Origin of the sequence: Arthrobacter sp. RIT-PI-e (genome assembly GCF_001187915.1) — a bacterium.
Lineage (GTDB): Bacteria > Actinomycetota > Actinomycetes > Actinomycetales > Micrococcaceae > Arthrobacter_D.
In genome coordinates, this window is sequence record NZ_LGIU01000034.1 from 33,163 (window position 1) to 45,829 (window position 12,667).

Genomic DNA, 12,667 nt, shown 5'->3' on the forward strand with positions numbered 1-12,667 from the left:
ACCCTCCGCGTCTACGGCAGCAGGGCCAGCTTCCCGCCCGGGTGCTGGTCGCTCAGGAACGTCATCGCCGCCACCGCCTCGCCGAGAGGGTAGGTCCGGGCGAGCGGGATCACCAGGTCGCCGGATCCGGCCAGCTCGATCAACCCGGCCCGCGCCTCGTCCCGGAACGCCGCGCTGTCCGGCATGTTGCCCCGGATCACTCGGTAGCCGTCCCGTTCGGCACGTCCGAAGTTGGCGATGCTCACGATCCGCCCGCGGTCCGGCACGAGTGCCAGCGACACGTCGATCGCCTCGTCGGTCCCCACCGCGTCGAGGGCCGCTGCGTACCCCTCCGGCGAGAGCTCGCGGAGCCGGCCCTCCAGTCCCTCCCCGTACACCACGTGCTCGCCCCCGAACTCCCGGACCACGTCCGCGTTGTGCTCGCTCGCGGTGCCGATCACCCGGATGCCGTGTAGCCGTGCCTGCTGCAGCACGCTCACGCCGACGGCGCCGGATGCCCCGTGCAGCACGATCGCGTCGCCCGGTCCGGCACCGGTGACGTGCAGCATCTCGGCCGCCGTGGTCCCCGCGAGCAGGAGGTTGGCGGCCTGCGGGAAGTCGAGGGACGCAGGTTTCGCGAAGACGTCCCGTGCCGGGACCGTGACCGATTCCGCATAGCCGCCGGAGATGCGGAAGGCGAGCACTTCATCCCCCACCGCTCCTCCGCCGGACGCGATCTCCGTACCCGGTCCGACGGCGGAGATGACGCCGGCCACCTCGTACCCCACCCGGACGGGAAGGAGCTCCCGGCCGGAGCCCGAGGCCACGTGCTTGTAGTCCGCGGGGTTCATGCCGGCGGCGAGGACCCGGAGGGTCACCTCCCCGCGCCGTGGCTCCGGAACGTGGACGTCGACCTCCTGGAACACGTCGAAGCCGCCGAAGTCCGTTGCCACCCATGCTCTGCTCATGCACCCATTGGATACCCGCGTGACCGGGCCGCCAAGACCGGACCACGCCGTCCATGCACCGGTCACAAGTGGTACACGCATCCGACGCCCCGGCGGGACACCGCCTCGCCCGCGGCCTGTATGTCGGTGTGTGACACTCCTCGGGACTGCTCCCCGGATCGTCTCCTATCCTTCGAGTGCAGCCCCTGACGGATTGACCGGACCATCGAGGAGAGCCATGACCCAGACCAGCATCGAGTCGCAGATCGCGGAGTTCAACCGGGGGTTCGAGGCCCAGATCGGGCCGGAGCTCTCCGGGACCTTCGCGCAGGAGCAGGCGGACCTGCGCGCGGCGGGGCACCCGGACGGCGTTGTACCGGCGGGTGACCGGCTGCCGGAAGCCACGCTGCTGGGAGCGGACGGCCAGGAGGTGGAGCTCACGGAGGTCCTGGGATCCTCGGCCGGCGTACTGGTGTTCTACCGCGGCGCCTGGTGCCCCTACTGCAACATCACGCTGCGGACCTACCAGCGCGAGCTGCTGCCGTCCCTGGTGGAGCAGGGGATCAAGCTCGTCGCCATCAGCCCCCAGCACCCGGAGGGCAGCGGGGCCACCGCGAAGGACGCGGAGCTCGACTTCGACGTCCTGTCCGACCCGGGCAACCGCCTCGCCGCGGCGATCGGCATCGTCACCGAGCCGAGCGCGGAGGCCCGCAGCGCCCACACGCAGCTCGGCTTCGAGGTCTCGGACAGCAACGCCGATGACACCGCCGCGATCCCGTTCCCCACGGTCGCCGTCGTCGACGCCTCGAGGACGGTCCGGTTCATGGACGTGCACACCGACTACACCACGCGCACCGAGGTGGCGGACATCCTCGAGGCGGTACGAGACCTCTGACGAATACCAGCTTCTCGTGATGCTGCGCGGGCATCCGCTGCCGCGGCGACGCAGCCCACGCCCGCCGTCGTCCGTGTCCGCCGAAGCTCGGCCGGATCAGCGCCCGAGGGTCATCGCCTCCCGGCTGAGATCGGTGATGTACTGCCAGTTCTTCTCCTGCACGGCGTCCATCGGCGTCAGCCAGCTGCCGCCGATGCAGGCGACATTGGGGAGCGCCAGGAAGTCGGGGGCAGTCGCGAGCGTAATGCCACCGGTGGGGCAGAAGCGGGCCTGGGGAATCGGGGCACCGACGGACTTCAGGTAGGCCTGCCCCCCCGCCTGCGCTGCCGGGAAGAACTTCAATGTGGTGATGCCCCGCTCGAGTACGGTGAGGATCTCGCTGACCGTGGCCACGCCGGGGAGCACGGGCACGGATTGTGCGAGGAGGTGGTCCAGGAGCGCCGGCGTCGTCCCTGGGCTGACAAGGAACTGGGCGCCGGCCGCGATGGCGGCGTCGGCCTGCGACGGGCTCAGGATGGTGCCCGCTCCAATGAGGATGTCCGGCACCTCGGTGCTGATGCGCCGCAGGCTCTCCAGGGCACTGTCGGTGCGCAGGGTCAGCTCGATGATGCGGATGCCGCCGTCGAGCAGGGCCTGGGCCAGGGGGACGGCGTCGGCCGGGTCCTCGATGGTGACCACGGGGATCACGGGCGAGACCTCGAACAACTGGGCACTCTCAACCATGGGTGATCTCCTTCCTCAGGCCCTCGGGCCCGTGCTTGTCGATGATGCTGTACCAGTGCGTGAGCAGGCCGGTGAAGGTGGTGTCTGCTGCTAGTTCTGGGGTGAAGATGTCGAGGTGGTTCACAAGTGCGCGAACGATGCTGGCGCTGTTCGTCGAGGAAGGGAGTGAGTCCTTGAGGGATCGCGCCAGGGGGTCGTCGAGCTCCGCGACGTCCGCGGTGGAGACATGGTGCATCCACGCCGCGGCCGCGAGGGCGGCCCAGCGCGGAGGACGGCCGGCGGCCAAAGCGGCCGTGATGGTCGCCAGGAGGCGTGGCCCGAGCTTCTGGGACCCGTCGTTGCCCACCTTGGCGGTCGTGTGCCCCAGAGCAGGATTCGCGAACCTCTCCAGCACGGTCTCGATGTACTGTCGGCCGTCGAGCCCCTCGGGCAGGTCGAGCGTCGGCAGGACGTCCTCGATCATCATGCGGGAGCAGGCCGTCCGGAATGCGTCGTCCGCGACCACGTCGGCGATCGTCCTCAGTCCCGCGGCCAACCCCAGGTAGGCCAATAGGGAGTGGCTGGCGTTGAGGAGCCGCAGTTTGGCGGTCTCCCACCCCAGCACGTCCGCCGTCAGCAGCGCACCGGCTCTCTCCCATGCGGGACGGGCGGCCACGAACTGGTCCTCGATGACCCACTGCCGGAACGGCTCCGCGATCACCGCACCTTCGTCGCGGAGACCGAGTTCCTGCTCGACGGCGTCGAGGTCCGCCACGGTCGTGGCCGGGACCATCCGGTCCACCATCGTGTCGGGAAAGGCGACGTTCTCCCGCACCCATGCATCCAGGGCGTCCGCCTCGCCGCCGGGGAGCGCGGCGATGAAGTCCCGCACCAGTGTGCGGGTCAACGCGCCGTTCGAGGGCAGGTTGTCACAGGAAATGATGTTGATCGGACCGGTGTCGGTCCGCAACCGTCCCTGCAGACCCCGGGCGATCTGCCCGATGGCCGTTCGTGCGGGACCGCCGGCGAGGTCCTGCTGGATGGCGGCGTCGTGCAGCGCGAGTCTGCGGGTACGGGGGTCGATCCGGTACCCCTTCTCCGTGACGGTCAGGGTCACCACGGTGGTAGTCGCCGCGGAGATGGCGTCGACTACTTGCTGTGGTCGCTCGTGACCGGGGATGATGTCCCGCAGGCTACTGACCACCCGGAGTAGACCGGAACCGGCACCCCGCTGGCTGAGGGTGAACAGGCCGTCCTGCGGCCCGAGCTGCTCCACGACCGTCCGGGAGCGTTGGGTGACACCGGTGATGCCCCACCGGGTGTCCCCGGTGGCGAGCATCGCGTCCTCGGTGAGGACCGCCTGGTGGGCGCGGTGGAAGGCGCCCACGCCGAGGTGGACGATCCCGCTGCCGAGCTGGCCGCGGTCGATTGCCGGTGTTGGGAAGGTGGAGAGGCTCAGCCGTTCGATGTGGATCGCCCTCCTGCGTGGCTGTCGGCATGTGCCCGGGTCTGCTCGAAGGTGGGCACGAAGCCGGTTCCTCCCTTGCCACCGACCACGAGCGATGCAGCGGCCGCGGCGAAAGCCGCCGCGTCCTCCAAGCTGTCGCCGAGGACGAGACGAGCCGTCAGGGTACCGACCAGCGCGTCACCGGCTCCGGTCTGGTCCACCACGGCCGGGGCCGGGACGGCGTCCAGCCACGTGCTGCCGGAGGCGTCCTGCAGGTGGACGCCCTCTGCCCCGCAGGTGACGGCGACGGTATCGCAGCCTGCCGCGAGGAGCTTTGTCGCGGCCTGCTCCGCGGTGGCGACACCGAGGAGGGCCTCGGTCTCCCCCGGGAAGGACGGCGTGATGAGGAAGCAGTGCTCCGCTAGGTCGGTGAGCACCTCCGCTGCCGTGTCGGCGCTGGTCAGGCGCGGGCGGTAGTTCGGGTCGTACACGAAGCGCGTCGCCAGACGCGCCGCGGTGTGGACGGCGTCGCGTGCGGTGTCGGAGATGGCGCAGGCGATGCCGCTGGCCACCACCGCGCCTGCTGAGCGTAGGACGTCGTCGTCGAGGTCCTCCGGACCCAGGGTGGAGCCCACGCTGCCTGAGCGGGCGTAGGAGAACTCCCGCTGCCCGTCCGGGTCCCCGTGGACCAGGTAGACGCCCTGCTGTCCGCGGCGGTAGCGCAGCAGATCCGTGCTGACGCCAAGCTCCCGGACGCGCTCGGTGATCGCGGCGCCGAGTTCGTCGTCGGTGAGTACTGCGGCCAGGCCCACGCGGGCCCCCGCTCCTGCCGCGGCGGCGGCCACGTTGAGTGCGTCCCCGGAGATCCCCATCTCGGCGGGGACCCCGTGCCCGAAGGCTTGTTCGGTGGAGATCTCCACGAGGATCTCGCCCAGGACGACGACGTCGAAGGGCTCGGTGTCGGGTACGCTGCTCACCAGTCGTGCACCGACCCGTCGAGACGTCGGTTCACGGGGAGGTACTTCGGGTCGAAGGGGAACGCAGCGGCGGCCTCCTCGTCGAACTCCACACCGATACCGGGGGCATCGCCGGGGTGCATGTATCCGTCGCTGAAGGAGTAGTTGCTGCGGAACACCTCGTCGGCTTCGTCGCGGTGGCCCATGTACTCCTGGATCCCGAAGTTGGGGATGCTCATGTCCACGTGAAGCGCCGCGGCCAGGGATGCCGGGGAGAGGTCGCCGGCACCGTGGGAGCCCGAACGGACACCGTAGAGGTCGGCAAGTGAGAACACGCGACGCAGATGGGTGATGCCGCCGGTGTGGGACACGGAGGTGCGAATGTAGTCGATGAGACGTTCGGTGATGAGCTGCTGGCAGTCCCAGATGGAGTTGAACACTTCACCGACGGCGATGGGCGTGGTGGTGTGTTGGCGGATCAGGCGGAAGGCTGACTGGTCTTCGGCCGGGGTGGGGTCCTCGATCCAGAAGGGTCGGTAGGGCTCCAACGCAGCTCCGAGCCGTCCGGCCTCGATGGGGCTGAGGCGGTGGTGGACGTCGTGCAGCAGGTGCACCCCGTAGCCGAACTCCTGCCGGACGTGGGCCATCATCTTCGGTGCGAAGTCCAGGTAAGACGTGGTCTCCCAGACGTCCTCCTGGGGGGCGTCCCCGCTTGCCGGTTCGTACACGCTGCGGTCGGCCGGGCCGATCCCATAGGTCTTGTCCAGACCTGGGACGGCAGCCTGGACGCGGATGGCCTTGTATCCGAGGTCGAGGTGGCGCTGGACGTCGGCGCTCAGGTCGTCGAGACCGGCTCCGCTGGCATGTCCGTAGACCATGACGCCGTCGCGTGCAGCGCCGCCGAGGAGCTGGTAGACAGGCATGCCGGCCGCTTTCCCCTTGATGTCCCAGAGGGCGATGTCGATGGCAGCGATGGCGGTCATGGTCACCGGACCGCGCCGCCAGTAGGCGCCCCTGTAGAAGTACTGCCACGTGTCCTCGATCCGCCGGGCGTCGCGACCGATCAGTAGCGGGCACAGGTGGTCCCTCAGGTAAGAGGCCACGGAGAGTTCGCGTCCGTTGAGGGTTGCATCGCCGATTCCGACGACGCCGTCCTCGGTCTCGATGATCAGGGTCACGTAGTTGCGTCCCGGGGAGGACACCACCACTCGGGCATCGGTGATTCTCACGAGGAGGGCCTTTCGTCGGAGCCGGTGGAGGAGGTCGAGGCGGCAGAGCCGAGGTCGAGCATCACCTTGCTGCTGCCCGAGGTCCGATCCGCGGCCACGCGCATGGCGTGGTCGGCGTCGTCCAGGGCGAAGCGGTGGGTGATGACGGGGGAGACGTCCAGTCCGCCGGCCATGGCCTCGAGGGCATCGGTGATCTCCTCCACGAACCGGTAGGAGCCGATCCAGGTGATCTCACGCGTGACCAGATCGCCCAGGAGGGCCGGAGCCGGGGTGCCGGGAAGGTTGCCGACCTGCACGAGGGTACCGCCGCGGGCCGTGGCACGGAGCACGTTGCCCAGGGCCGCGGGTGCCCCGGATGCCTCGAAGACCATTTCGGCGTCGGCGGGCATGTTGGAGGGGTCCGCCACGTTCAGCACCATGTCGGCGCCCATGGCCGCGGCGATGGACAGCGACGTGTCGCTGAGATCGGTGGCCGTGACGCTGCGGGCCCCGGCGTGCTTGGCGGCCGCGACCACGAGGCAGCCGATCGGACCTGCACCGTTGACCAGGATGTCCCTGCCCGAGAGGTCGCCGGCCCGCTTGACGGCGTGCATGGCGACGGCCAGGGGTTCGGCGAGCGCGCCGTAGAGGGTGCTCACCCCGTCCGGGAGCGGCCGCAGCTGGGAGGCGCGGACGGTCTTGCGCTGGCTGAACCCGCCGTCGGTGTGCGGGGTGAAGGCCGCTGACCCGAAGTACCGCACCGCGGGGTAGAGATTGGTCCTGCCCGCCAGGCGCTCGGGCATCTCCCCGTCGCCGACGAGCTCGGCCGGGTGGACGGTGACGGGCTGCCCGATGCTCACACCGGTGACCCCCGGACCGAGCGCGGAGATCCTGCCCGCGATCTCGTGACCGAGGACGAGAGGAGCGCCGAGCACGGCCGTGCCGGACGCCCCGTGTCGCCAGTACGAGAGGTCCGAACCGCAGATGCCTCCCCACTCCACGTCGATGACCACTTCTCCCTCACCTGCCTGCGGCTCAGGGAGGGTGTCGACGCGCAGGTCGTCGGGTCCGTGGACGACGACGGCCCTCATATCGCGTCCTCCAGCTTCACGAGGTCGCGGCCCCGCGTCTCCGGGCTGAGCATCGTGGCGGTCAACGTCACGATGGAGTAGCCGATGATCATGGCGGCCAGCGGCCACCAGTGACCGGTCGCCACGGTCAGGCTCGCCGCGAGGACGGGGCCGATGGCCGTGGTGAGGATGCCACCGATCTCCTTGGCCAGTGCGAGCTGAGTGAACCTGGTGCGTGCGCCGAAGAGCTCCGCCATGGTGACACCCTCCAGGGAGAACAGTCCGAGGACGCCGATGTTGAGCCCGAGGACCATGGCCAGGGTGATCAGCCCGGTGTCCCCGCTGTTGAGCATCATGAACATGGGGATTGCGAAGAGGATGGTCAGCGTGGTCAGGGCCATGTAGATGGGACGCCGCCCGAACCGGTCACCGAGCAGCCCCACGACGGGGATGGTGACGAAGCCGAGCAGAGAACCGTACAGGATCGCGGTGGTGCCCACGGACCGGTCGACGAGCAGCGTGGTGGCGAGGTAACCGATGAGGAAGGTCTGGATCAATCCCGAGTTCCCGGCCTGGCCGAAGCGCAGTCCGACGGCGATGAGGAACGCCCTGCCCTTCTTCTGGTGCAGGGCGGCCTCGATGGTGCTCTCACCGTTGGCCTTCGCGTCCGCGAGGGCCTGCTCCTTCGTGAGTGCCACGCCGTCGACGACGTCGTCGCGACCCTCGAAGACCGGGCTCTCCTTGATGGAACGGCGTACCCATACGGCCACGATGAGCAGCACGAAGCTGAACAGGAACGGAAGGCGCCAGCCCCAGCTGAGCAGCTGCTCCTCGGACAGTGTCGCCACCAGGAGGACCCAGATGCCGGAGGCTGCGAGGGTGCCCGAGTTGGTACCGAGGCAGACCAGGGAGCCGATGAGGCCCCTTCGCCTGACGGGGGCGTACTCCACGAGCATCACCGTCGCGCCGGCCAACTCGGCGCCCGCACCGAATCCCTGGGCCAGTCGCAGGACCACCAGCAGGATCGGTGCCCAGATACCGATCATGGCGTAGGTGGGGAGGATACCGATCAGGGTGGTGGACCCCCCCATCAGGGCGATCGTGATGTAGAGGACCTTCTTGCGGCCGAGCCGGTCCCCCATGCGGCCGAAGTAGACCGCCCCCGCGAGACGGGCCACGTAGCCGACCCCGTACACACCCATCGAGGCGATCAGACCGACCGCCGGGCTGGCATCGGGGAAGAAGAGGCGGTTGAACACCAGGGCGGCGGCCAGGGAGTAGAGCTGGAAGTCCATGAACTCCATGGCCGTTCCGAGCCAACCCGAGGCGGCGACCTTGGCCAGATCCTTGGTGGACCGCTCAGGGTGCTGTGTGGTGGGTGGTGTGTGTGCAGACATTCCATGCTCCTTCGCATAGGACGGGGAAGAACCGTGAGGCCTTGCTCGTGCCGCCTCGTGCCCATGACGACGGCTACCATACAAGCACTGCCATACTAGTGTGTCAATAGGTAGGCTTACGTCATGACAGCATCGAGCAGCGGTAGCCCGAAAGCACCCTCGCACTCCGCACGGTCCCGGACCCTCGAGACCCTGCGACGCAAGATCGTCACCCTGGAACTCGCGCCGGGAACGTCGCTGTCGGAGAACGAACTCGCCCAGAGCCTCGACACGAGCCGGACACCGGTACGGGAGAGCCTGATCCTGCTGCAGCAGGAGGCTCTCGTCCAGGTGTTCCCCCAGATCGGGACCTTCGTCTCCCTCGTGGACATCGAGCGCGTCACGCAGGCGCAGTTCATCCGTGAGGCCATCGAGTGCGCGTCGCTGAACGACGCCGTCGCTCGGGTGACGGAGGAGGACCTCACGTCACTGCGATCGATCCTGGCGCAGCAGGAGGTAACCGAGATCGAGGGCGACGTGGAGAAGTTTTTCGCCCTGGACGAGCGGTTCCACCGGAAGCTGCTGTCCGTCGGGGGACACGAGTCAGCATGGGCCGCCGTGACCTCCGCGAAAGCCCACCTGGACCGGGCACGCCGGCTCAGCCTGATCGACACGCGCCCCATCTCGACGCTCGTCGGTCAGCACACCGACATCGTCGATGCACTCGCGAGCCGTGACGCAGCCACCGCGATCGGTGCTCTGCGCGTTCACCTCAGGGCCGTGTTCGAGGACATCGAACGCATCAGGGCCGCCGTGCCGCATCTGTTCTCGGACGGCAGGACGGTCCGGCTCAACCGCCGGACCGTCCACACCCTGGACTGACATCGACCCCGTAGGAATGTGTCCGCCTGCCTACGGCAGTGCTGCCACCTCGCTACTGGGACTTATGATTCGATTCGGGCGCTGCGATGACGGGTTCGCCGTCGACCCGGCCGCGGTCGTTCTTGTCCCGGTCGCCGCGGGTCTTCCGCAGGCTGAGCAGGGGGGCGAGGGGGGGGGCGGCCCCGATGAACGGCAGCGAGAACCAGGGGGGGATCCCCGGCCCCCACGGGGGCGGCCCCCCGCCGTTGACGAAGGGCAGCTCGTTGACGTGCAGGGCATGGAACACGAGCTTCACGCCGATGAACGCGAGGATCACGGCCAGGCCCTGGGCCAGGTAGACCAGGCGCTCCAGGAGTCCGCCGATGAGGAAGTACAGCTGCCGCAGGCCCATGAGCGCGAAGGCGTTGGCGGTGAACACGATGTACGCCTCGTTGGTGAGCCCGTAGATCGCAGGGATGGAGTCGACGGCGAACACCAGGTCGATGAAACCGATCGCGATGATGGTCAGCAACATCGGGGTGGCGAAGCGCTTGCCGGCCAGCTTCACGGTCAGCTTGTCCTCGTGGAACTCGTCCGTGATGGGTAGGATCCGGCGGACCAGGCGCATGAACTTGCCATCGGCCGGGTTGTGGTCGTCGCCGCCGAAGGCCTGCTTGTACGCCAGGAAGAGCAGCAGGGCGCCGAAGATGTAGAAGATCCAGGAGAAGTTGTCGATCAGGGCGGCACCGATGGCGATGAACCCGCCGCGCAGGACCAGGGCGATGATGATGCCGATCATCAGCACCTTCTGCTGGTACTTCTTCGGCACCGCGAAGCCGGTCATCACGATGAGGAACACGAAGAGGTTGTCCACCGAGAGTGCTTTCTCGGTGAGGTACCCGGCGAAGTACTCGCCACCGAACCCCCACCCGGAGACGACGCCGATGCCCACGCCGAAGAGCAGGGCGAGGCCGATGTAGAACGCGGACCAGCGGGCGGACTCACCGATGGTCGGCTCATGGGGGGTGCGCACGTGCGCGAAGAACTCGTAGACGAAGAACAGGACCGTCACTGCGAGGGTGATGGTCCAGACCAGGGGGGTGATCTCCATGGAAGGCTCCCAAGGGGTAGGCGTGATGACAGGACGCCAAGGTCTCCTCCGCCCCGGTGGAACCGGGACCGATGGGCCCGGGACGCATTCGCAGCATCCGTACTGACGAGCCGATCACAGACGGGAGTACTCCCCTTGATGGAAGAACCCTAACCCACCTGCGGCGAACCGGCCAAGTCCGCCGCAGGACCACCTGTCAGAGGGACGCTCCTCCGCAGATCACGTAGTTCTGGCCGGTGATGGACCTCCCGTGGACACCGAGCAGGAAACCGGCCAGCGCCGCGACATCCTCCGGGTCGACCAGCGCTCCGAGCGCGGGCAGCCTCACGGGTGTGGCCGCTCGCCCGGGATCGTGCAGCATCGGGGTGTCGGTGGGTCCCGGCGAGAGCACGTTCACCGTGATGCGCCGGCCCGCCAGCTCCTGCGCCCAGGACCGTCCGAGCCCCAGCAGTGCGGCCTTCGTGGCCGCGTAGTGGCTCTTCCCCGCCACCCCGGTGGCGGTCCGGCTCCCCAGGAGCAGGATCCTGCCGCCGTCGGTCAGGGTGGGGACCACCGCGTTCACGAGCACGCTCGCCGCCGCCACGTGCACGGTGAACATCGCTTCCAGGGCCCGGGGATCCAGGTCTCCCAGACGCGCGGACCGCTGGAACCCCGCGGCGTGGACCAGGGCGTCGCTCCCGCCGAGGCCCGCGGCCACGTCCACGACGTGGCCGAGGGCCGAGGGGCCCCCCCCCCGCCACTCGAAGGAACCCGGGAGATCGGTGGGGGTCCGGCTCAGCCCCACCACGGACCACCCGTCCGCCAGCAGCTGCCGGGTGATGGCCGCACCGATCCCCGAACTGCAGCCGGTGACCACCGCACGCCGCTCAGCCGTCATGGGCGGCTGCCTGTCCTGGAGTACCGGTGCCCTCGTACGCCCACTGCGGCTCCACCCGCACCCATTTGATGGCCTGCCGGAAGTAGGTGTAGGCGATCTCGAGGGAGCCGCCCGGCCCCTGGTGGATCGAGGGGTAGGAGTACTCGCGGTTGAGCCCGTCACGGGAGTTGTTGGACAGGCAGTAGCCGTCCCCCACGTCGAGGTCCCGGCGGACGGACCAGCTGCGCCCCGAGTCCTCCGAGACGGCCAGGGTCATGGGCGAGCGCGGCGTCCCCCAGAAGGCCCTGCGCTCGTCACCGACGGACGCTGCCCCGGGTTCGGGTTCGGCGAGCTGCCCCTGTTCGTCGGCGAGGCCGTCGTCGTCGATCTCGTCGTACAGCGAGAGCCGGCGCTCGGTGCCCTCCTCCGCCCGGCTCGCGTTGTACACGAGGGCCAGGCGGCCGTCGGTGAGGGCCGTGAACTGGATGGACGAGTTGTTGTTGGGCAGCTCGGTGGGCACGGGCTCGCTCCAGGTGATGCCGTCGGTGGAGCGGGACTCGTGGATCCAGTCCGCCCAGCGGCTGCGGAACAGCGCGAGCAGGGTGCCGTCGGTGAGGGGCTGGATGTTCATGTGGACGCAGCCCAGGCTCCCGGGGAGCACCTGCTCGCTCCAGGTGACACCGCCGTCGTCGGAGTACATGACGGCGCTGTCGTCGCTGTTGCCCACCCACTTCTCCCCCGGCACGGTGATGCACCGGAAGATGGGCACCAGCAGCCGGCCGGAGGGCAGGACCACGGGCAGCTGACGGACGAAGACCCCGCCCGTCGCGTTCGCCGCGAAGAGGGTCTCCACGGCCCCCCACGTGCGGCCGCTGTCCGTGGAGATCCGACGGCGCACCTCCGCGGTGTCCTGGTTGCCCGCCTTCTGCGCCGTGTAGAGCAGCCAGAGATCACCACCGGGTGCGGTGAAGAGGATGGGGTTCTGCTCGGACCGCGCGGGATCGTGGGAGAGCTGCTCGGGCGAGGACCACTGTTCGGCCCCCTCGTCCAGGGTGGAGAACCAGATCGAGATGTCCGGCACCCCCTCCTGGGTGCCGCCGAACCACACGCAGCCGAGCCGGCCGTCCGGGAGGGTCAGCAGGTTCGCGGCGTGGCTCTGCACGGTGGGTGCCGGCAGGGACGCGTACGCGACGCCGCCGGCCCTCCTCACCGCACCGTCGGGGGTGATGGTGCTGTAGTCCGCGTCGAGCTCCGGCATC

Annotated in this window: 12 protein-coding genes; 2 read left to right on the forward strand and 10 right to left on the reverse strand. The window is 69.0% G+C overall.

Features of this window, described 5'->3' with window-relative positions:
* Nucleotides 1-11: 11 nt before the first annotated feature.
* Nucleotides 12-947: a quinone oxidoreductase family protein gene (locus AC792_RS02315; protein WP_049828975.1), complete on the reverse strand. Its 936-nt coding sequence runs from the start codon at nucleotides 945-947 to the stop codon at nucleotides 12-14.
* 217 nt (nucleotides 948-1,164) lie between these two features.
* Between AC792_RS02315 and AC792_RS02320 the strand changes: the two genes are divergently transcribed.
* Entirely contained in the window at nucleotides 1,165-1,821 is a 657-nt protein-coding gene (locus tag AC792_RS02320) for a peroxiredoxin-like family protein (RefSeq protein WP_049828976.1), read from the forward strand.
* A gap of 96 nt (nucleotides 1,822-1,917) precedes the next feature.
* On the opposite strand, the gene eda is transcribed toward AC792_RS02320, so the two are convergent.
* From eda to AC792_RS02350, 6 genes are read right to left on the reverse strand one after another with little or no spacing between them, the layout of a single operon-like run.
* Nucleotides 1,918-2,544, reverse strand: coding sequence for a bifunctional 4-hydroxy-2-oxoglutarate aldolase/2-dehydro-3-deoxy-phosphogluconate aldolase (gene eda / locus AC792_RS02325; protein WP_049828977.1), 627 nt, complete (start codon nucleotides 2,542-2,544; stop codon nucleotides 1,918-1,920).
* On the reverse strand, nucleotides 2,537-3,997 hold the full coding sequence (locus AC792_RS02330) for a mannitol dehydrogenase family protein (protein ID WP_326947576.1): 1,461 nt from the start codon (nucleotides 3,995-3,997) through the stop codon (nucleotides 2,537-2,539). The genes eda and AC792_RS02330 overlap by 8 nt, the downstream gene beginning before the upstream one ends.
* On the reverse strand, nucleotides 3,979-4,947 hold the full coding sequence (locus AC792_RS02335; protein WP_049828979.1) for a PfkB family carbohydrate kinase: 969 nt from the start codon (nucleotides 4,945-4,947) through the stop codon (nucleotides 3,979-3,981). The genes AC792_RS02330 and AC792_RS02335 overlap by 19 nt, the downstream gene beginning before the upstream one ends.
* Nucleotides 4,944-6,155, reverse strand: coding sequence for a D-mannonate dehydratase ManD (gene manD / locus AC792_RS02340; RefSeq protein WP_049828980.1), 1,212 nt, complete (start codon nucleotides 6,153-6,155; stop codon nucleotides 4,944-4,946). The genes AC792_RS02335 and manD overlap by 4 nt, the downstream gene beginning before the upstream one ends.
* A complete protein-coding gene (locus AC792_RS02345; RefSeq protein WP_049828981.1) occupies nucleotides 6,152-7,225 on the reverse strand; it encodes an L-idonate 5-dehydrogenase in 1,074 nt (357 codons plus the stop codon). The genes manD and AC792_RS02345 overlap by 4 nt, the downstream gene beginning before the upstream one ends.
* A complete protein-coding gene (locus tag AC792_RS02350; protein WP_049828982.1) occupies nucleotides 7,222-8,601 on the reverse strand; it encodes an MFS transporter in 1,380 nt (459 codons plus the stop codon). The genes AC792_RS02345 and AC792_RS02350 overlap by 4 nt, the downstream gene beginning before the upstream one ends.
* Before the next feature lie 123 nt (nucleotides 8,602-8,724).
* On the opposite strand from AC792_RS02350, the gene AC792_RS02355 reads away from it, so the two are divergent.
* Nucleotides 8,725-9,462 (forward strand): GntR family transcriptional regulator, encoded by a 738-nt coding sequence (locus tag AC792_RS02355; protein ID WP_049828983.1) that lies wholly within the window; start codon nucleotides 8,725-8,727, stop codon nucleotides 9,460-9,462.
* Between the two features lie 52 nt (nucleotides 9,463-9,514).
* On the opposite strand, the gene AC792_RS02360 is transcribed toward AC792_RS02355, so the two are convergent.
* From AC792_RS02360 to AC792_RS02370, 3 genes are all read right to left on the reverse strand, one after another.
* On the reverse strand, nucleotides 9,515-10,552 hold the full coding sequence (locus tag AC792_RS02360) for a TerC family protein (protein WP_049828984.1): 1,038 nt from the start codon (nucleotides 10,550-10,552) through the stop codon (nucleotides 9,515-9,517).
* Nucleotides 10,553-10,748: 196 nt separating this feature from the next.
* Nucleotides 10,749-11,429, reverse strand: coding sequence for an SDR family NAD(P)-dependent oxidoreductase (locus tag AC792_RS02365; protein ID WP_049828985.1), 681 nt, complete (start codon nucleotides 11,427-11,429; stop codon nucleotides 10,749-10,751).
* A complete protein-coding gene (locus tag AC792_RS02370; protein WP_049828986.1) occupies nucleotides 11,419-12,666 on the reverse strand; it encodes a sialidase family protein in 1,248 nt (415 codons plus the stop codon). The genes AC792_RS02365 and AC792_RS02370 overlap by 11 nt, the downstream gene beginning before the upstream one ends.
* Between the last annotated feature and the right edge of the window lies 1 nt (nucleotide 12,667).